The sequence below is a fragment of the Campylobacter sp. CNRCH_2015_0814 genome, from assembly GCF_025772765.1.
Classification (GTDB): Bacteria; Campylobacterota; Campylobacteria; order Campylobacterales; family Campylobacteraceae; genus Campylobacter_D.
In genome coordinates this window covers 111,277-131,289 of record NZ_JAKMSR010000003.1, presented here as the reverse complement: position 1 = coordinate 131,289, position 20,013 = coordinate 111,277, and the positions used below count along the sequence as shown (strand labels likewise).

Here is a 20,013-nt window from a genome sequence, read left to right as displayed (position 1 = left end):
AAGTATATTCTTATCAAAAATAAATTTAAAATTAAAAATAAAATATTGTTTTTATTATAAAATAATAATTATTTATAAATAAATATATTTTTCAAGAAAAATCAACTGGATCTATATCGCAAGTAATATTTTTAAAATTTAAAGCAAAATGCTCAAATTTTACAAGCTCTTGATGGGTATTAGCACGCAATAATACATAAAAACGCCATTTTTTATTTAGCATTTCAATACCGCAAGCACCATGGCCTACTAATTGCACTTGTTTTAATTCTTGAACTTTATTAGCTATAAATTCACATAAATTTAAAGCTTTGTTTTTATCCTCATCTTCAATAATTAGCCTTAAAAGTCTTTTAAATGGAGGGTAAAGCCCGCTCCTAGCATTTAATTCATCTTTTAAAAAGCTATCATAATCTTGTGTATATTTTTCAAAAAAAGATCTATTTTTAGTTTGCAAAAGCACCCTACCCTCACCCTTTCGACCTGCACGACCTGCTACTTGCATAGCAAGAGCCAAAGTCTCTTCCAAAGCTTTAAAATTAGGTCTAAATAAGTACTCATCAAGACCCAAAATCACACTCAAATCCACGTTGTGATAATCATGTCCTTTAGCAAGCATGGAAGTGCCTACTAAAATATCAATTTTTTCTTGATTAAAATCTTTTAAAATCATATCAAGCTTTTTTACACTGCTAATCTCATCACTATCAAATCTTTTTATGATAGGATTAAACTCAGCTAATTCTTTTTCTAAAAGCTCACAAAGCTCTGCTGTGCCCATTTTTTTAGCTTCAAGCATAACTCCATTGCAAGTTGGGCAGGCTTGATCGATTTCTTTAGTGAAATTACAATAATGACACTTTAATGCATTTTTATTTTTATGCAAACTCAAAGCTATAGAACAAAAAGGGCATTTAATGGTATTAGCGCATTCTTTGCATAAAATTTGTCTAAAATTTGCCCTTGTAGGTAAAAATACCACAGCTTGCTTTTTATTTCTTAAGCTAATTTTTAATTCTAAAAGCAATTTTGATGAGACACTAAGCTCGCTCTCATCATATAAAAACTGCTTTTTACTTTCAAAGAAAGTTCCTTTAAGTCTAAAACAAGGATGTTTATAAAAACTTACAACACTTGGAGTGGCCGAACCCAAAAGAACTTTTATATGCATTTTTTTTGCTATAAATAAAGCCAAATCTCTTGCATTGATTTTTGGATTATTAGAAGCTTTATAAGAATTATCATGCTCTTCATCAATAATAATCAAACCCAAATTCTTAAAAGGTAAAAACAAAGCCGACCTAGCTCCCACTACCAAAAGAGCTTTTGAATTTGCTAAATCTTGCAAATATTCTTGCTTTTTTTTCTTAGTAATTTTAGAATGCCACAAGAAAAAATGCTCGCCAAAATACACTTTTAATCTTTTTTGCATTTGTGGAGTTAGAGCGATTTCTGGCATTAAAAGCAAAACCTGCTTTCCTTGCTCTAAATATTCTTTTATCAAGCTAATATAAATTTCAGTTTTACCACTTCCTGTATCACCAAATAGCAAACTAGTTTGTTTGGTTTTTATAAATTCCAAAGCCTTTTGCTGATTTTTACTTAAACTAGGTGCTTTTTCTATATAAATTTTTTCATTTTTATACTCTTTAATACTTTCAAACATACCTAAAACAAAAGCTATTTTACCAGCATAATAATAAGCAATAAATTGAGCGAGTTCGTATTGATATTGCGTTAGTTTAAAACCTGTTTTTTCCTTTATAGCTTGGGTTTTAAAATCAGGCTTTGAACATTTTTGTAAAATTATAGCTTTGAGATTTTTTTTCCTTGCAAGATCAACTATTACCTCATCTAAAATTTCAAATTCTTCTTCACTTTCATAAGTTAAGGTATCTAAATAATATCCTTTAATAGCAAGTTGATAAAAATTCAAAACCCATAATCCTTACAATTTAAACTCACACATTCTAAAAAAACTTTTTCACTATTATAAGAAAAATCTATGTAATTTTTAGAATTTATAAAAAATCTATATTGAGTATTTGCTATTTTCATCCACGATTTTTTAGATGAAATGATTGGTTTTTCTAAAACGCTGTAAGTGCATTGTTTTGTATTTTTATGATTTTGAGAATGAGAACATACAAATAATTTTTGATTTTCACTATTTATCAAAGCTTCATCTAAAATTGCTGGAAAATCCTTACTTTCTTTAAATAAAAACTGATTTCTAAGTAAAGACAAAGAAGCATTGATAAGCTCCACCTCACTTTTTACTTGAATGAGTTTAGCATCATTTTTTCCAAAAGAAAAATACGGATAAGCAATTACGCTAAGAATAGCAATAATCATCATACAAAAAACAAGCTCTATCAATGTAAAAGCTTTTTTTGTTTGCATTTATTTTATTTCTTCATCGATAGTATTGATAAGTTTATTGAGTTCTTTTTTTAAGATATAGTTTTCGTAGCTAAGTTTTACAAAAGCATTAATGAAATTTGCAAGCTCTATCTTGCCTGTACCTCCAGAAATTAAAGCAATTTCATCTTCAAGATGATTTGCAAATTCATTACTGCATGTTACAACAAAGTCTTTTGCATAGACATTAATTGTAACTTTTCTTTGGTTATTGTTTGCCAAGAACTGCCTCTATTTTTTTGATCACATCTTCACTTTCAATATTTTTATTTTTAAGCTCTTCTTCTAAACGCGCGATTTGATTATTTTTAGCTTCATTTTGTGCTTTTACACTTACTAATTCATTTCTTAAATTTTCATTTATTTCACATACTTCATTATATTTAGCCAAAAGCTCATTTACTTTATCTGTCATTGTGTTGATTATTCTTTCATCATACATATTTTCTTGCCTTTATTGATTTTATATTTAGAGTATTTTAAACACATAATTGTAACAAAAAAAAATTTAATTTTGCATAGCTTTTTGTTTTAAAATTTAAATTTTTACAAAAAATTTTGTGTAAAATTAGCAAAAATACAAGTTAGGAAAATTTATGTTTGAACTTACTAGTGATTTTAAGCCAAGTCCTGATCAAAAACAAGCCATTGATGGTATAGTAAAAAGCATTAAAGCGGGTAATAAATACCAAACCTTGCTAGGTGTTACAGGCAGTGGAAAAACTTTCACTATGGCAAATATCATTAAAAACTTAAACATGCCTACTCTTATCATGAGTCACAATAAAAGCTTATGTGCGCAACTTTATAGCGAATTTAAAGGTTTTTTTGCAAATAATCATGTGGAGTATTTTATAAGCTATTATGATTATTATCAACCCGAGGCTTATATACCAAGAACCGATGTTTTTATAGAAAAAGATAGTTCCACTAATGAAGACTTAGAAAGATTAAGACTAAGCGCAAGTGCTTCGCTTTTAAGTTATGATGATGTTATTTGCATAGCTAGTGTTTCGGCAAATTATGGCTTGGGAAATCCAAGTGAGTATGTGGGTATGGTTTTAATTTTAGAACTAAATATGCAAATTTCACAAAAAGAACTTTTAAAAAAACTTGTAGATATGGGCTATAAACGCAATGATAATTTCTTTGATAGGGCTGATTTTAGAGTAAATGGAGATATAGTAGATATATATCCAGCTTATTATGAAGATGAAGCTATTAGGCTTGAGTTTTTTGGCGATGAGCTTGAGGCAATGTATCATTATAATGTCTTAGAAAATAAGAAAGGTAAAGATTTAAAAAAATTCATACTTTACCCAACCAGTCAATTTAGCGTAGGTGAGGCTAGGCTTAAAGAGGCTATAAAAGGTATAAAAGCTGAATTAAATGAACGCCTTGCTTATTTTGAAAATGAAAATAAACTCGTAGAAGCACAAAGACTAAAACAAAGAGTAGAATTTGACCTTGAAATGCTTCAAAGCACTGGAATGTGTAAAGGAGTTGAAAATTATGCTTTGCATTTAACAGGGCTTAAAAGTGGTGATACACCTTATACACTTTTTGATTATTTTGCTATTAAAAACCAAGACTTTTTAGTCATTGTGGATGAATCTCATGTATCTTTACCACAATTTCGCGGGATGTTTGCAGGGGATAGAAGTAGAAAACAAACTTTGGTTGATTATGGTTTTCGTTTGCCAAGCGCCTTAGATAATAGACCTTTGATGTTTGATGAATTTATTAATAAAAATTGTAAATTTTTATTTGTTTCAGCTACACCTGCACCTTTAGAACTAGAATTAAGCAAAGAAAATATTTTTTATCAAATCATGCGTCCAACAGGGCTTTTAGATCCTAAAATAGAAATCAAAGATAGTGAAAATCAAGTAGAAATTTTATACGATGAAGCTAAAAAAGTTATAGAACGCAATGAAAGAGTTTTAATAACCGTTTTAACTAAAAAAATGGCTGAAGAGCTTAGTAAATACTACTTAGAACTTGGCTTAAAAGTAAAATACATGCACTCAGAAATTGATGCAATAGAGCGTAATGAAATCATCCGTGGTTTAAGAAGTGGTGCTTTTGATATTTTAATCGGAATTAATCTTTTAAGAGAAGGACTTGACTTGCCTGAAGTTTCTCTTATAGCCATTATGGATGCAGATAAAGAAGGCTTTTTAAGAAGTACCACTGCACTCATTCAAACGATGGGGCGTGCTGCTAGAAATGTCAATGGAAAAGTTTTACTTTTTGCCAAAAAAGTCACAAAATCTATGCAAGAAGCTATCGATACTACTAAAGAAAGAAGGGTTTTGCAAGAAGCTTATAATAAAAAACACAACATCACACCAACCTCAGTAAAAAGAAATATAGAAGAAAGTTTAAAACATGAACTTGAGCAAGGAGAAATTTATCGCAAAGGCAAAGAACTTGAAAAAATGCCTGCGAAAGAACGCGCCAAAATAGCAAAAGAATTAAGAAAACAAATGCTAGAAGCTGCTAAAAATCTTGAATTTGAAAAAGCGGCAATGCTTAGAGATGAGATTAATAAATTAAGAACTTTATAAACTCTTACTATTTAAGATTATTTTCATATTATTTTTAATAAACTAAAAATAAATAATAAATTTAAAGTGAAACTATGCTCAAATTTCTTTTGTTTGCCATGTCAATATTTTCTTTCTATGCATGCTCTAATCCAAATGACAAATTTGATGCAATGGGGATTTTTGAAAGTGATGAGATAATTGTCTCTAGTGAAATACAGGGAAAAATTTTAGAATTTAATATCCAAGAAGGACAAAAACTACAAAAAGACCAGATAATAGGAAAAATAGATAGTGTTTCTTTGGAGTTAAAAAAGAAAGAACTTTATCATATTATTGAAGCGTTAAAACTACAAAAACTAGATATAAAAAACCAACTCTCACCTTTATTTCAGCAACTCAAAGATACCTTAGTAGATAAAAAACGCTATTATACACTTTTGAAAAATGAGGCAATTTCTCAAAAAGAATACGATGATATTAATGCAAAATATTCATTATTAGAAAAAGAGATCGATGCTAAAAAAGAAAATCTAACTCTTAAAAACGCTTCTATAGATGAACAAATTCAAACTGCATTGACTCAAATTGCTATCTTAGAAGATAGTATTGCTAAAAGCTTTATAAGATCTCCTATTTATGGCACTGTTTTAGAAAAGTATGCTTTCGCTGGAGAATTAAGTAAAAATCAAGCGTTATTTAAAATAGCAGATTTATCAAACTTATATCTTAAAGCTTATATCATCAATCAAGATTACAACAAAATAAAGCTTAAAGATAAGGTTAAAATAATTTCTGACACAGGCAAAAGCTATCAAGGTGTTATATCTTATATTTCACAAAAAGCTGAATTTACACCAAAGACCATCATGAGTAAAGACGAGAGAGAAAATCTTGTTTATATGATCAAAATAAATGTCAAAAATGATGGTTATTTAAAAATCGGAACCTATGCCGAAGTACATTTTTACCATGATTGAAGTTAAAAATCTTTACAAAAGTTACAATAATAAGAAAGTTCTAAGTGATATTAATTTTAATCTAAATGATGGTGAAATTTTAGGCATTATTGGAGCAGATGGATCTGGCAAAAGTACTTTGTTAAAAATTTTAAGCACTCTTGTATTGCCCGATACAACAAAAACTAAAATTTATGGATACGATCTAGTAAAAGACTATCAACAAATTCGAAAAATAATAGCCTATATGAGTCCTTGTTTTAGCCTCTATGGCGATCTTAGTATAGATGAAAATATAGATTTTTTTGCCAAAATTCACTCTTGCAATTGGAAAGAAAATTTACAAGAAATATTACCTATATATCAGCAACTGCAACAAGTAAAAAATAGAAAAGCAAGCGCTCTTTCTGGAGGAATGAAACAAAAGTTAGCTCTATGTTGCGCTCTCATTCATAAACCAAAACTTTTAATACTAGATGAACCTACAACTGGAGTGGATCCTTGTTCAAGAAAAGATTTTTGGGATATATTATTGTCTTTAAACAAAAGTATTGTCATAACAAGTTCTTATATGGATGAAATTGCAAGATCAGATAAAATCGCTTTTATACAAAATGGTAAATTTATAAGATTAGACAAACCAAAAACACTATGTGAAAATATTCAATCAGAAATTTATGCTCTAGAAGGAATAAAAATCAAAAATATTATGACAATTTTAAAAAATGATGATAATGTAAAAAAATTTTATGCTTTTAAAGAAAATATTCATATTGTTTTTAAAGAACATACTAATACTTCTAAATGGTTATCTATAATAGAAAAAAAATGCAATCAAAAACTTTCCTTATATAAAATCAATGCAAATCTTGAAGATTGTTTTATGGAATTAAACTATGGATAGTGTTATAAAAACTTCTAATCTTTGTAAATATTTTGGAACCTTTAAAGCAGTAGATGATCTAAATTTTGAAGTTCACAAAGGAGAAATATTTGCCTTTTTAGGAGCCAATGGAGCAGGAAAAACCACTGCTATAAAAATGCTTTGTGGCTTGAGTTTACCAACAAGTGGAAATGCTTTTATTGGTGGATATGATGTATATAAAGATAGTGAAAAAATCAAACAAAATATAGGTTATATGAGTCAAAAATTTTCGCTTTATGAAGATCTAAGTGTTTTTGAAAATATAGAATTATTTGGCACAATATATGGTTTAAACACTAAAACAATAAGAGAAAACGGGGACTCATTATTAAATTTTTTAAATATATATGCCTACAAAAACAAGCTTGTAAAAGATCTATCTTTAGGTTTTAAACAAAAGCTAGCCTTTTGCGTAGCAACTTTACACAAGCCAAAGATTATTTTTTTAGATGAACCCACAAGTGGTGTAGATCCAAAAACAAGAAGGGATTTTTGGGAGCTTATTTACAAAGCAAGCAATGAAAATATTTCTATTTTTATCACAACGCACTATATGGATGAAGCAGAATATTGCGATAGAATAAGCATTATGATAGATGGCAAAATTAAAATTTTAGATACTCCCAAAAATCTAAAAAGAACATATAATGCTAAAGATATACAAGAAGTATTTTTTCAATTAGCAAAAGAAGCAAAAAGATCTTAATATGAATATTTTTCTAGCTATTGTTAAAAAAGAGAGTTTGCATATTATAAGAGATAAAAGGACTATGTTGATAGTATTTTTCATGCCTATAGTGCAAATTTTACTCTTTGGTTTTGCGCTTAGTATGGAAGTAAATCATATAAAATTTAGCATTTTAAATTTATCAAAAGATAATACTAGCAAACAAATATCTCAAACACTAATAAATAATCCATATTTTGAATTTATACAAACCTACCACGACATTAAACAAATGCAAGATGATTTTAAAAACTCTAAAATAGATATGATTCTTATATTTGATTATAATTTTGCAAAAAATCAAAAAATTCAAATTTTAATCGATGCAAGTGATCCTAATAGGGCTAGCATTATCAATGCTTATATTGAAAATATTTTATTAGAACAATTTGATATGCAAAATTTCAATATACGTTTTTTATATAATCCTAGTTCTAAAAGTCAATATGTATTTATACCTGGACTAATGGGCATGATTTTAATATTAATTTGCGCGATGATGACTAGCATATCCATAGTGCGCGAAAAAGAAAATCAAACCATACAAATGCTACTTAGCGCCCCAATAAGACCTTTTGTAATTATATTTGCAAAAATGTTACCGTATTTTTTCATTTCTAATATTAGCTTATTTATTATTTTGTTGTTATCGGTTTTTGTTTTAAATATACATATTCAAGGAAATCTTTTTATCTTGCTTTGTTTTTGTATGTTATACATTTTTCTAGCTTTAAGCATAGGGCTTTTTGTATCATGTATAACAAAAACACAAGCAAGTGCTATGTTAATATGTGGAATGGTATTTTTAATCCCTATAATTTTACTCTCAGGTATGATATTTCCCACTGAAAGCATGCCAAAAATTCTAGAATTTTTCACCCATTTAATCCCTGCAAAATGGTTTATCATAGGCATTAAAAAAATTATGTTTATGGATGTTAGTTTAAGCTTTTTATTAAAAGAACTTATTATTTTATTGTCGATGAGTTGTATTTTCCTATTTGCAAGCATTAAAAAATTCAAAGATAGGATTGAATAATGCTGTTAAAAGCTTTATTAAAAAAGGAATTTTTGCAATTTAAACGTAATAAATTTTTACCACGATTGGTTTTGATTTACCCTTTAGTTTTAATACTTATTATGCCATGGGCAACAAATCTTGAAGTTAAAAATATCAATATAGCAGCAATTGACTGGGATAAAAGCCAGAGTACTAAAAATATAATAAATACTATTGCTAATAACAAATATTTTGACAAAATATACACATTTTCCACGTACCAAGATGCTAAAAAATGTATAGAAAACAACATTTGTGATGCAATATTAGAATTTAACTCAAATTTTGAGCGCGATTTTTTCAAAGAAAACAAATTAAGTTTATCTCTTTATATTAATGCTATAAATGGAGTAAAAGCAAATATAAGCTTAATATATATAAATAAAATCATCGCTTCAAGCTTAAATTTCAAACAAGACAAAATTAATATCTTAAGCAATTTCAAATTTAATCCAAATCTTAATTACCAACATTATATGATTCCTGCTTTAAGCACTATAGTACTCACTTTACTTTGTGGTTTTTTACCCGCAATTAACATTGTAAGTGAAAAAGAAAAGGGAAATATTGAACAAATAAATGTTAGTCCTATTTCTAAATTTAATTTTATACTAGCCAAGCTCATTATGTACTGGATAATTGGTATAGTTGCCTTTAGCATATGTCTTTTGGTTTCATTTTTTGTTTATGATTTGTATCCTAAGAGTAATGTGTTGTTACTATGTGCTGTGGTGTTTATTTATATTTTGGCTATTTCTGGATTTGGGATTATCATTTCTAACTATTCTAATACCATAGCACAAGCTATGTTTGTAATTTTTTTCTTCATGATGATTTTTATATTAATGAGTGGCCTTTTTACTTCTATACTTTCTATGCCAAAGTGGGCTTATGCTTTAAGCCATCTAAATCCATTAAAATACTTTATAGAATCTTTAAGAATGATTTTTCTAAAAGAAGTTGATATAACAAATTTATATTCTAATTTTATAATACTTGGTATATTTGCGATTATATTCAACTGTTTTGCTATAATAAGTTACAAAAAAAGAAGCTAAAAGCCTTAAAAAAGGCTTTTATTTATTTGCTCTTTCTATATATTCTCCACGCACAGTATCAACGCGAATTACTTCCCCTTCTAATACATGGAAAGGAATTTGCACTACTGCACCTGTTTCTAAAGTAGCTGGTTTTTTGTTTGAACCTTGAGTATCACCTTTGAAATTTGGTGCTGTTTCGATAATTTTAAGCTCCATTACTTGAGGTACTTCCACACCAATTGCTTTTCCATTGTGAAATAAAACATCCACCATGGTTCCATCAAGCATCCATTTTTTAGCTTCACCCACATCTTCATCACTAATTGCAACTTGCTCATAAGTTTGAGTATCCATAAATTGACAATTTTCACCATCATCATATAGATATTGCATTTGTTTTTCTTCTAAATTTGGAGATTCACATTTATCTCCTGCATGGAAAGTTTTTTCTAAAACCTTACCATCGATAAAAGATTTAATTTTAATACGTACAAAAGCAGGACCTTTTCCTGGTTTTACGTGTTGATATTCTACGATTTTAAAAGGAATACCATCAATTTCTATTTTTAAACCTTTTTTTAAATCTCCCATTCCATAAGAAGCCATATATTTTCCTTAATTTTAAAATTAAAAAATAATTGTAACAATTAAGGCTTATAAAAAGCCTTAAATTTCTGCATATTCTGCAAAAATACAAGCATCAACTGCCCTTAATTCCTCAAGTAAAGCTTTTGAAATTTTTGCATCAAGCAAAATCACAGCTAAAGCTTTTCCAAAACCATTTCTACCAAGTCTAAAATCAGCTATATTGACATTATTTTTAGCTAAAATTCCGCTAACATTAGCAATAACTCCTGGTATATCATTGTTATTTAAAATTATCATTTTCCCTTTTGGTTTAAAATCTACATCAAAACCATTTAACTCTACTATCCTTTGTTCATTTTCACCAAAAATAGTCCCTGAGATAGAAAGGTTAGAATTATCTGTAATTACCTTTATGGTGATTTTGTTACTATAACCACTACTTGGTAAAATACAAGAAGAAAGTTCCACACCCTTGTCTTTAGCTACAAAATGTGCGTTAATATAATTAATATTTTCACCTAAAATTCCTCTTAAAACACTCACTGTTGCAAAAGTTAGCAAAGACTCATTATACTCACTAATTTGTCCTTCACTTTCAAGTTTAATAGCTTTAATAGGAGTTTTATCAAGCTGAGCAGCCAAAAAGCCCATTTTAGAAATAAGCTCAATATAAGGTGCTACAAAACTTGGCAAATCTTCAGTTTTAATTGGTAAATTTAAAGCATTAGGATAAGAAATTCCTCTTGCGGCATTTAAAGCTTGCTCACATGCTTGGATAGCTATATTTTCTTGACTTTCTAAGGTATTTGCACCAAGATGAGAAGTAACAGAAACATTTTCAAAGTCTAAAAATGGATGATTAGTTGCAGGTTCTTTATTAAACACATCGATACCAAGCCAAGCTATTTTACCACTTTTTAATCCTTCACACAAAGCATCTTCATTATAAAGACCACCTCTAGCACAATTTATCAATCTTACGCCATCTTTCATTTTAGAAATTTCTTCAAAAGAAATCATATCTGTTGTTTCTTTTGTTTTTGGTGTATGTATAGTAATAAAATCACTTTGAGTTAAAATTGTATCTAAAGAATTCACGCACTCAATACCCAAATCAGTCATTTTAGAAGCTACCACATAAGGATCATAAGCTATAACTTTCATACCAAAAGCTTTTGCGCGTACAGCTACTCTTGAACCTATATTACCAAAACCTATAACCCCTAAAGTTTTGTTCATAAGTTCAACACCATACCATTTTTCTCTTTCCCATCTTCTTTGTATTTTTAAAAAATTATGAGCATTTACAAAAGATCTTGCAGAGCATAATAGGTGATTCATAGTAAGTTCAACTGCTGCTATGGTATTAGCCGTTGGCACATTCATAACTATAATGCCTTTTTTAGAACATTCATCTATATCAACATTATCAACTCCAACGCCTGCTCTAACTAAAGCTTTTAAATTAGAACATGCATTGATAAATTTCAAATCCACATCTGTTGAACTTCTAGTAATAGCTACATCCACATCACTTAATTTTGTTAAAAGCTCATCTTTAGGTAAATGCGCTGCTTCAATAAGTTCTACATCATCAGCTTTTCTTAAAAGCTCCACACCCTTGTCTAATATTGCATCACATACAATAATTTTTTTCATAACCAAACCTCCTTTAATTTTGCATTTATGTTGTAAATTTTTAATTTGTCGATCAGTGCGTTTAAAACTTTTTCATTATTTGTATCTAAATAAATTGCCACTTCATCTTTACTTTGTGTTAAAGTGTATTTGATAAAAAAAGAATGCAAAGTTTGCTTTAAACAAAACATAGAATAAACATCGTTTTTATTTACATCGAGCATATAGAATTTTTGTTTTGGTTTTACTACAGAATCATCCATATTAAAACTCATATAAAATTCATTCGCTGCTGGAGAAAAATCATTAACTTTAAGATTTGAAAGTTTATCTTGCCAAGTTTGTGGCAATTCTTTTTTTATTTCATCAAAAGAATATTTAACATTTTGTGAGATAGGTAAATTTCCAACACTTACATATCTCACCATAAAAACAAAAGCAACAATCAAAACTAGGCTTAAAAAGCCTAAAATACCATAAAGGGTATATTTTTTCATTTGTTATTATGAAAGTTGATCTTTGATAATATCACCTAAAGTTACTTTATCATTATCATTGATTTCATTTAACGCTTCTCTTTCTTTCATTCTTGCAAGACTTTTTACGCTTAAACGAATTCTATTTTTCTTTTCATCAATGAAAACAATTAAAGCTTCTATTGTATCGCCTACTTTTAAACTTGAAAAATCAATATTACCCAAATCTTCTTTGTGAATTAGTGCATCAACGCCCTCTTCAAGCTCAACAAAAACTCCAAAATCCTTAATATCTCTAATTTTTCCTGAGATAATATCATTTACTTGGTGTTTTTGAGCATAAACTTGCACAGGACTTTTTTGCAATTCTTTAGTACTTAAAGAAATTTTTTGATTTTCTTTGTCAAGCTTGATGATTTTAACTTCTATAACATCACCAACTTTATACATATCTTTGCATTTATCGTTTCTATTCCATGAAGCATCTTCATTATGCAACAAACCTTCTAAGTTTGCAATTTTTACAAAGGCACCAAAATTAGTCACAGAAGTAACACTACCTTTTACCACATCACCTACCTTATGTGATTTTAAAAACTCATCAAAAGGTTTTGCTAATAAATTTTTTAAAGAAACTCTAAGTCTTCTTTCTTTAGCATTAATCTCAATTACTTCCACATCAAGCTCTTGGCCTTCGCTAATATAATCTTTTGGATTTTTAGCATTTTTATCCCAAGAAATTTCACTTATATGTAAAAATCCTTCTATATCATTTCCCAAATCAACAAAAGCACCATATGGCTCTATATTTGAAACCGTAACCTTAATAGTGTCACCAACCTCTAAACCATCTTTAATTTCATCCCAAGGATCAGGCATAGCAAGTTTGATAGATAAAGAAAGATGTTTTTTATCTTTATCATATTTAATCACTTTTACAGGAACCTTATCACCCTCATTATATAATGAACTAGGATTTACCGGTCCTTTATAAGAAATTTCACTATAGTGAACCAAACCATCAACACCGCCTACATCAACAAACATACCATAGGTGGTGATTTTTTTAACAATACCTTCTATGATTTCTTCTTGATTTAACACATTTGAGATAATCTCTTTGCGTTTTTTTCTTTCTTCATCTACTATTTTTTTTCTAGAAACTACTATACTTTGAGCTTCTTTATCTATTTTGATGATTTTAACTTTGAAAGTTTTATTGATGATGTTATTTGAATCTTTAAAACTACTTTGTGATTTTGGTAAGAAAAATTCTACTCCATTTTCATCCACAGCTACAAAACCGCCTCTATTTTTACCAATGATTTTTACATCAAACATACTTTCATCATCTTTATAATTATCAATAAATTCTTTAACTTTTTGCTTTCTTAAAGCTTTTTTATGAGAAAGTAAAGATCTGCCACCGCGAGAACCCACTATAGCAACTTCTAATGTATCGCCTTCTTTGAAGATAAATTCGCCTTTGTCGTTTTGAATTTCTTCTATTGCCAAAATACCTTCTGATTTTTGCCCTACATTTACAAATACCTCATCGCCTTTAATCGCGACAATTATACCCTGTGTAGTTGCCTCCTCATCAGACTTGAAAGATTCTTCAAGCATTTGCTCAAAATCTTCTTCTATAATAATATCCTCTAGTCTGTTTTGAACTTTTTTGTTCACCTCGCTCATCGTGGTCCTTTGTTTTAAATTTTAATTCTTGATTATAGTATTGTTTTCTTTAAACTTAGTTAATTTTGGTGTATTCTTTGATTTTTTCCAAAACCAAGTCAATCACCCAATCAGGCGTAGAAGCACCTGCGCTAATACCGCATTTTTCTTTACCGCTAAACCATTCTTTTTGAATTTCTTTTTCATTTTCGATTAAGTAGCTATCCTCGCAGTAATTTTTTGCTATTAAAAAAAGTTGCTTAGTATTAGCTGAATTTTTTCCTCCAACTATTATCATTACATCACTTTTTTTTGCAAGCTCATTGATTGCTTCTTGGTTTTTAAAAGTCGCATCACATATGGTATTAAAAACGCGCACTTCCTTAACCCTAAGCATTAAATAATTTACAATTTCCATAAATTTTTCTATCTTTTTTGTAGTTTGTGATACCACTGCAATTTTAGAAGGCAATTTAATATCAAATAATTCTTTTTCATCAAGAACCACATAAGCTTTAGTGCTTACATAACTTCTAACCCCTTTTACTTCAGGATGATTTTCATCTCCAAAAATCACAACTTCATAACCTTCATTGCTCATTTGCTCGCAAATTTTTTGAGGTTTAGTCACAAAAGGACAAGTTGCATCAAAAATTTCTATATCTTTTTGCTTTAATTTTTCCAAATCTTGCTTTGTAATACCATGGGTTCTAATGATAGCTTTTTTTTCTGTGCTTAATTCATTGATATCGTTTAATGTTTTAACATTATAATTTTTCCAAAGTCTTGTGATTTCTTCATTATTATGGATTAAAGGGCCTATGGTAGCTGCATCTTTAATCTGTTCAGCCTTTTTAATAGCTCTTTTTACCCCAAAACAAAATCCATAGCTTTTTGCTAGTTCAATCTCCAATTTTAGCTCCTATTTGCTTTAAAATCTCAATAAAATTTGGAAAAGAAGTTTTAATGCATTCACTATCATCTACTTCCATTCCACATCTTAAACCTAAAATTAAAAAACTCATCGCAATTCTATGATCTCCAAAGCTTTTTATTTTAGCACTTTTAACTTCGCCACCTTCTACTTCAAAACCATCTTCTAATTCTTTTACTTTTATGCCACATTTTTGCAAATTTAATACAATTGATTTGATTCTATCACTTTCTTTTACGCGTAATTCTTTAGCATTTTTTATAATGCTTTTTCCTTTTGCGCAAGCAAAAGCTATGGCCAAAGCTGGAATTTCATCAATCAACCATGCGATATTTTCACTCACACTTACTGCCTTTAAGGGCGCACTTTCAACATAAATTTCTCCAATACTTTCAAAATCTTCATTGGTAATATTATAGGTGATTTTTACACCCATTTTTTCTAAAATTTTAAAGGCTTCAATGCGTGTTTTATTTAACAAAACATTTTTTAAAACTACTTTTGAATGAGGTAAAATACAAGCAGCTAAAGCAAAATAAAAGGCCGATGATGGATCATTTGGTACACATACTTCAAATGCTTTTAATTTTTCTTTTAAAGGATTGATTTTGATAAAAGTTTTTTCCTCATTTAAATATTCAATACAAGCTCCCATTTTATTAAGTATAATCTCACTATGATCTCTTGAAAGCTCAATTTCTTTAAAATAACTTTCTTTTTTGGCAAATAAAGCTGCTAAGATTAAAGCTGATTTTACCTGAGCTGAAGCAATATTACTACTAAAATCAAAACCATCCAACTTAGCTCCTTGTATACAAATAGGTGCTAAATTTGCATTAGCTCTTCCATAAATTTTAGCCCCTAAACTCATCAAAGGCTCACTTACACGTCTCATCGGCCTAGCATTTAAATAACAATCCCCACTAAGTACAAAAATTTCATCTTCAATAGCGCTTAAAAGACCTATTAAAAGTCTCATAGCTGTACCTGAATTGCCACAATCTAAAACACAATTTGGAGATTTTATATATTTTGGAGCTTTAATGCAAATTAATCCATCATTTTCTTCAACCTCAGCTCCCAAGGCTTGAATGATTGCTAAAGTATGTAAAGCATCTTGGGCTTTTAAATAATTTTTAATTTTGCAAGTTCCTTGGGTAAGCAAAGAAAAGATAGCAAAGCGATGAGATATAGACTTATCAGAAGCTATATCTTCAAGCTCTGCTGTAAAAGAACTAATAGGACTGATTTTCATCGAAGTTTTAAACCATGTTCATCATCTAAAGCTTTGATGATTTTATCAATATATTCAAGGATAATATTATCTTCTAAGGTTTTTTCAAAATCTCTAAATACCAAATTAATAGTCAAGCTATAAAAATCGCCTAAATTCTCATCTGTATATAAATCTACTACTCTAAAACTTTCTAATCTTTCAATATCTAATTTAGCAATGGTATGTTTGATTTTTTCATATTCAAAACCCTTAGGTATAACTATACTTAAGTCCCTGCTCATAGATGGAAATTTAGAATAAGCTTTAGCGGTTTTAAAGTCTTGTTTTAAGCCTTCTAAATCAAGCTCACAAATATAAGTTTTAACCAAATCTCTTTTATTTTCTATACTTAAATGCACTCTACCTATAAACCCTATACGCTTACCATTTTTATATACATTTGCTTGCTCATATGGGCTTAAAAATACATATTCTGATTTTTGCAAACTAAAATCACCTATAATGCTTTTTAATTCTGCTAAAAAAGTATAAAAATCTACCAAAACAGGCTTGGCCTTATTTGTGATTTTAGCTTCTTCTTTGTAGCCACTAAAGATCATCGCAAATTTAGCATGCTCATTTGAAAACTCATCAAAAACACTACCACATTCAAAAAGTTTGATTTTCTTTTTTGAATTTCTTAGATTAAAGCTTGCTGCATTTAAAAGGTGATTTATCAAAGTGCTTCTTAAAGTATTAAGTTCATTGGTGATAGGATTAATAAGCTTATTTTTAATGCATTTAAATCCTAATTGACTTAATTCTTCTTCATTATCTAAAACATAATGCACACTTTCAAAATATCCATTACTACTTGCTTTTAATCTTAAATTTTTAAGCTCTTGATAATCAAAATATACTTGATTTAGGCGATTTTTTTCTTTAAATTCTAAAGCTTTTGATGGGATATTATCAATGCCAACAATTCTTACTATCTCTTCACTAATATCAGCTATATTTGCTATATCACTGCGATGAAGTGGGATTTTGATATTAAATTGCTCATCATTTACTACACTTATTTCAAAGCCTAGTTTTTTAAGAATTTTTACTAAATTATTTTTATCTATAGGCATACCAATGATTTTATCAATCTCTGCACCAAAAATACCAATAATATTTGCTTCATTTTCTTTAAAAACTTGTTGACTTCCAGAAAAAACACTCATCGCACTAATTTTCAAGCACTCATTAAATAAATACTCCATTCCCAAAGAAAGCTTAGGCTCACTACCTCTTAAAGAACGATATATAGTGTCATTTTTCTTTTTATAAAAGGCCATTGCATTTGCTATAGTTTGAGGATGAGTATAACTTGCTTCTATAATGATGATTTTGCTCTCATCATTAATTTTAAATTTATCTTCTTGCTCTATACCCGCTAAAGCAATCAACTCATCTTTATAATAAACTCCATATTCTCCATGTTCTTGAGTTTTAATTTCTAAAACAATCTTTTCATCGATTTGACAATCTTGACAAAGTTTATGAAAATCATAAGCACAAAAAATCACTCCACTTGCATGAGTTGCATATGTTAAAAGATTTTCTATGTTATTATTTTTATATGCTTCAATCAAGGCAAGGCGAATTTGTATCGTAATATTTAGCTTAAATTCTTCTTTAATCTCTAATGCTTTATAAGCAAAAAAGCCTTCAACATCACTCTGATTTTTAACACTTAGTATTCTTCCTATACCTACGCTATTTTCACTTTCTTTTAAAGGATTTAATTCTTTTAAATTTAAGTCAAGTGCTGCACTTAAATCTCTAGCAACACCATATAAGCTCAAACAATCTCCGCGATTTGGAGTAAGTTCAATTTCAATTAATTCATCATTAAAAAGTTCATAATCATTTAAAGCTTTTCCTAGAACTAATTCCCCCATGCTTTCATCTAAAACCATAATGCCTTCATTGCTTTTTCCAAAACCAAGCTCACTAGAAGAGCAAATCATACCCATAGATTCAACACCTCTAAGTTTTGCAGGTTTTATCTCAAGTCCATTTGGAAGCACTGCACCCACTAAAGATACGGCTACAAATTGATCTTTATTAACATTTTTTGCACCACAAACAATTTGTAAAATTTCATTCCCAACATCTACTTTGCAAATATTCAATTTATCTGAATTTTCATGTTTAACTTTTTCTAAAACCTTACCTATTACAACTTTTTGGGGAGCTTTGACACTTTTGAAACTATCAACTTCTAATCCTATAGAATTTAAAGTATTTACTATAGTTTGCGTTGATATTTCACTTAAATCAATCCATTCATTTAACCAATTTCTACTAATAATCATCTAAATTGCTCCAATAATCTTAAATCACCTTCAAACATAGAACGCAAATCAGGAATTTTATGTAAAAGCATAGCAAAACGCTCCACACCCAAACCAAAAGCATAGCCACTTACATTTTTATAACCAACAAATTTATAAACATTAGGATCAACAACACCGCATCCTAAAACTTCAAGCCATCCTGTTTGCTTACAAACCCTACATCCACAACCTTTACAAAATACACAAGAAATATCTACTTCAGCAGATGGCTCTGTAAAAGGAAAAAAGCTAGGTCTAAAACGCACTTTTACATCACCAAACATATGTTTTAAAAAATGTTCTAGCATATCTTTTAAATTTGCAAAATTTACCTTATCGCCCTCTTCTACCACAAGTCCTTCCACTTGATGAAACATAGGTGTATGGGTAATATCAAAGTCTCTTCTAAAAACTGCACCTGGTGCTATCATTCTAATAGGTGGTTTTTGAGATAGCATAGTTCTAATTTGAACTGGAGAAGTTTGGGATCTAAGCAAGGTTTTATCTTCAAAATAAAAAGTATCTTGCATATCTCTTGCGGGATGATTTTGTGGTAAATTTAATGCTTCAAAATTATGAAAATCATCCTCAATCAAAGGCCCTTTTTCTATGCTGAAATTTAAAGCTGTAAAATATTCTATGATTTTATCCATAGTTTGCATGATTGGGTGCAAAGCACCTGCATTTGAAGTTTCATCAAAAAAGCTAAAATCTTGCACATCTTGTTTCATTTTTTCATTTAAAACTTTTTCTTCCAATTCTTTTAATTTTACTTGATAAGCTTCATTAAATTCATCTCTTGCTTTATTTAAACCATTAGCAAATTCTTTTTTTTCTTCACCTTGCAAATCTTTTAACTTTGCAAATTCCAAAGTCAAAATACCTTTTTTTCCTAAAACACTTACTTTTATATTTTCAAGTTCTGCTAAAGTACTTGCAGAAGCAATTTTTTCTATCATATCTTGCAATTTTAGCTCCAACTAAATTTTTTTTAAACATTCTAATGTAAAATTATTTAAAATTAGCAAAAATAACAAAAAAAGGACTATTAAATGAGAGAAAAAACCGTATTTGAACTAATCATAGAAGGAAAAATCCCTGCTAATAAAGTTTTAGAAAGTGAAAAATTTTTAGCTTTTCATGATATTAATCCTAAAGCACCTATTCATATTTTAATCATTCCAAAAGAGCATTTTGAAAACTTTCAAGAATTAAGACCTGAATTAATGAGTGAAATGACACAATTCATTCAAGAACTAGCTACTCTTTTAGGACTTGATAAAAGTGGGTACAGATTAATCACAAATTGTGGAAAAAATAGCGGACAAGAAGTTTTTCATTTGCATTTTCATATGTTAGGTGGATTTGAGCTTCCAAAAAATAAAGAAACCCAAATCAATCCTGAATCACTATTCTAAA

The 20,013-nt window shown here is 28.9% G+C and carries 19 protein-coding genes; 7 read left to right on the top strand and 12 right to left on the bottom strand.

Annotation, left to right across the window (positions count from 1 at the left end):
- Window positions 1-91: 91 nt before the first annotated feature.
- Genes L8X24_RS02630 through L8X24_RS02615 form a run of 4 tightly spaced genes read right to left on the bottom strand, consistent with a single transcriptional unit; the run spans window position 92 to window position 2,863 of the window.
- Window positions 92-1,936, bottom strand: coding sequence for a primosomal protein N' (locus L8X24_RS02630; protein ID WP_263663483.1), 1,845 nt, complete (start codon window positions 1,934-1,936; stop codon window positions 92-94).
- Window positions 1,933-2,403: a type II secretion system protein gene (locus L8X24_RS02625; RefSeq protein WP_257927896.1), complete on the bottom strand. Its 471-nt coding sequence runs from the start codon at window positions 2,401-2,403 to the stop codon at window positions 1,933-1,935. Before L8X24_RS02625 ends, L8X24_RS02630 begins: the two co-directional genes overlap by 4 nt.
- The gene (locus tag L8X24_RS02620; protein WP_012661889.1) at window positions 2,404-2,643 is read right to left on the bottom strand and encodes a hypothetical protein; all 240 of its coding nucleotides are present in this window, start codon (window positions 2,641-2,643) and stop codon (window positions 2,404-2,406) included.
- Window positions 2,630-2,863, bottom strand: a complete 234-nt coding sequence (locus tag L8X24_RS02615; RefSeq protein ID WP_012661890.1) for a hypothetical protein — start codon at window positions 2,861-2,863, stop codon at window positions 2,630-2,632. The genes L8X24_RS02620 and L8X24_RS02615 overlap by 14 nt, the downstream gene beginning before the upstream one ends.
- A 154-nt stretch (window positions 2,864-3,017) precedes the next feature.
- On the opposite strand from L8X24_RS02615, the gene uvrB reads away from it, so the two are divergent.
- From uvrB to L8X24_RS02585, 6 genes are all read left to right on the top strand, one after another.
- Window positions 3,018-4,991, top strand: a complete 1,974-nt coding sequence (uvrB, locus tag L8X24_RS02610) for an excinuclease ABC subunit UvrB (protein WP_263663482.1) — start codon at window positions 3,018-3,020, stop codon at window positions 4,989-4,991.
- 74 nt (window positions 4,992-5,065) lie between these two features.
- Entirely contained in the window at window positions 5,066-5,950 is an 885-nt protein-coding gene (locus L8X24_RS02605; RefSeq protein WP_263663481.1) for an HlyD family secretion protein, read from the top strand.
- Window positions 5,922-6,833, top strand: coding sequence for an ABC transporter ATP-binding protein (locus L8X24_RS02600; protein WP_263663480.1), 912 nt, complete (start codon window positions 5,922-5,924; stop codon window positions 6,831-6,833). The genes L8X24_RS02605 and L8X24_RS02600 overlap by 29 nt, the downstream gene beginning before the upstream one ends.
- Window positions 6,826-7,560, top strand: a complete 735-nt coding sequence (locus L8X24_RS02595) for an ABC transporter ATP-binding protein (RefSeq protein WP_263663478.1) — start codon at window positions 6,826-6,828, stop codon at window positions 7,558-7,560. The genes L8X24_RS02600 and L8X24_RS02595 overlap by 8 nt, the downstream gene beginning before the upstream one ends.
- Window position 7,561: 1 nt before the next feature.
- The gene (locus tag L8X24_RS02590) at window positions 7,562-8,620 is read left to right on the top strand and encodes an ABC transporter permease (RefSeq protein WP_263663477.1); all 1,059 of its coding nucleotides are present in this window, start codon (window positions 7,562-7,564) and stop codon (window positions 8,618-8,620) included.
- Between the two features lie 32 nt (window positions 8,621-8,652).
- Window positions 8,653-9,699: an ABC transporter permease gene (locus L8X24_RS02585; RefSeq protein ID WP_412175322.1), complete on the top strand. Its 1,047-nt coding sequence runs from the start codon at window positions 8,653-8,655 to the stop codon at window positions 9,697-9,699.
- A gap of 18 nt (window positions 9,700-9,717) precedes the next feature.
- On the opposite strand, the gene efp is transcribed toward L8X24_RS02585, so the two are convergent.
- From efp to pheS, 8 genes are read right to left on the bottom strand one after another with little or no spacing between them, the layout of a single operon-like run.
- Window positions 9,718-10,287 (bottom strand): elongation factor P, encoded by a 570-nt coding sequence (efp, locus tag L8X24_RS02580; RefSeq protein WP_039618934.1) that lies wholly within the window; start codon window positions 10,285-10,287, stop codon window positions 9,718-9,720.
- Between the two features lie 60 nt (window positions 10,288-10,347).
- Window positions 10,348-11,928 (bottom strand): alpha-ketoglutarate reductase / D-3-phosphoglycerate dehydrogenase, encoded by a 1,581-nt coding sequence (locus L8X24_RS02575; protein WP_039618935.1) that lies wholly within the window; start codon window positions 11,926-11,928, stop codon window positions 10,348-10,350.
- Window positions 11,925-12,404: a hypothetical protein gene (locus tag L8X24_RS02570; protein ID WP_220555329.1), complete on the bottom strand. Its 480-nt coding sequence runs from the start codon at window positions 12,402-12,404 to the stop codon at window positions 11,925-11,927. The genes L8X24_RS02575 and L8X24_RS02570 overlap by 4 nt, the downstream gene beginning before the upstream one ends.
- Window positions 12,405-12,410: 6 nt before the next feature.
- A complete protein-coding gene (locus tag L8X24_RS02565; protein WP_039618939.1) occupies window positions 12,411-14,078 on the bottom strand; it encodes a 30S ribosomal protein S1 in 1,668 nt (555 codons plus the stop codon).
- Window positions 14,079-14,133: 55 nt separating this feature from the next.
- Entirely contained in the window at window positions 14,134-14,970 is an 837-nt protein-coding gene (locus L8X24_RS02560) for a 4-hydroxy-3-methylbut-2-enyl diphosphate reductase (RefSeq protein WP_039668700.1), read from the bottom strand.
- Window positions 14,960-16,246 carry a 3-phosphoshikimate 1-carboxyvinyltransferase gene (aroA, locus tag L8X24_RS02555; RefSeq protein WP_263663474.1) on the bottom strand — a complete coding sequence of 429 codons (1,287 nt, stop codon included), beginning with the start codon at window positions 16,244-16,246 and terminating at the stop codon, window positions 14,960-14,962. The genes L8X24_RS02560 and aroA overlap by 11 nt, the downstream gene beginning before the upstream one ends.
- Window positions 16,243-18,573 carry a phenylalanine--tRNA ligase subunit beta gene (gene pheT, locus L8X24_RS02550; protein WP_263663473.1) on the bottom strand — a complete coding sequence of 777 codons (2,331 nt, stop codon included), beginning with the start codon at window positions 18,571-18,573 and terminating at the stop codon, window positions 16,243-16,245. The genes aroA and pheT overlap by 4 nt, the downstream gene beginning before the upstream one ends.
- Window positions 18,570-19,562 carry a phenylalanine--tRNA ligase subunit alpha gene (gene pheS, locus L8X24_RS02545; RefSeq protein WP_263663472.1) on the bottom strand — a complete coding sequence of 331 codons (993 nt, stop codon included), beginning with the start codon at window positions 19,560-19,562 and terminating at the stop codon, window positions 18,570-18,572. Before pheS ends, pheT begins: the two co-directional genes overlap by 4 nt.
- Window positions 19,563-19,646: 84 nt before the next feature.
- Between pheS and L8X24_RS02540 the strand changes: the two genes are divergently transcribed.
- Window positions 19,647-20,012 carry a histidine triad nucleotide-binding protein gene (locus tag L8X24_RS02540; RefSeq protein ID WP_220555324.1) on the top strand — a complete coding sequence of 122 codons (366 nt, stop codon included), beginning with the start codon at window positions 19,647-19,649 and terminating at the stop codon, window positions 20,010-20,012.
- Window position 20,013 lies beyond the last annotated feature (1 nt).

Bases quoted from the DNA above. Each gene is read 5' to 3' on its own strand.
- L8X24_RS02615 (WP_012661890.1), bottom strand. From the start codon at position 2,863: ATGTATGATGAAAGAATAATCAACACAATGACAGATAAAGTAAATGAG.
- L8X24_RS02575 (WP_039618935.1), bottom strand. From the start codon at position 11,928: ATGAAAAAAATTATTGTATGTGATGCAATATTAGACAAGGGTGTGGAG.
- L8X24_RS02565 (WP_039618939.1), bottom strand. From the start codon at position 14,078: ATGAGCGAGGTGAACAAAAAAGTTCAAAACAGACTAGAGGATATTATT.
- L8X24_RS02600 (WP_263663480.1), top strand. From the start codon at position 5,922: ATGCCGAAGTACATTTTTACCATGATTGAAGTTAAAAATCTTTACAAA.
- L8X24_RS02605 (WP_263663481.1), top strand. From the start codon at position 5,066: ATGCTCAAATTTCTTTTGTTTGCCATGTCAATATTTTCTTTCTATGCA.
- pheT (WP_263663473.1), bottom strand. From the start codon at position 18,573: ATGATTATTAGTAGAAATTGGTTAAATGAATGGATTGATTTAAGTGAA.
- L8X24_RS02570 (WP_220555329.1), bottom strand. From the start codon at position 12,404: ATGAAAAAATATACCCTTTATGGTATTTTAGGCTTTTTAAGCCTAGTT.
- L8X24_RS02625 (WP_257927896.1), bottom strand. From the start codon at position 2,403: ATGCAAACAAAAAAAGCTTTTACATTGATAGAGCTTGTTTTTTGTATG.
- efp (WP_039618934.1), bottom strand. From the start codon at position 10,287: ATGGCTTCTTATGGAATGGGAGATTTAAAAAAAGGTTTAAAAATAGAA.
- L8X24_RS02540 (WP_220555324.1), top strand. From the start codon at position 19,647: ATGAGAGAAAAAACCGTATTTGAACTAATCATAGAAGGAAAAATCCCT.
- L8X24_RS02595 (WP_263663478.1), top strand. From the start codon at position 6,826: ATGGATAGTGTTATAAAAACTTCTAATCTTTGTAAATATTTTGGAACC.
- L8X24_RS02590 (WP_263663477.1), top strand. From the start codon at position 7,562: ATGAATATTTTTCTAGCTATTGTTAAAAAAGAGAGTTTGCATATTATA.
- uvrB (WP_263663482.1), top strand. From the start codon at position 3,018: ATGTTTGAACTTACTAGTGATTTTAAGCCAAGTCCTGATCAAAAACAA.
- aroA (WP_263663474.1), bottom strand. From the start codon at position 16,246: ATGAAAATCAGTCCTATTAGTTCTTTTACAGCAGAGCTTGAAGATATA.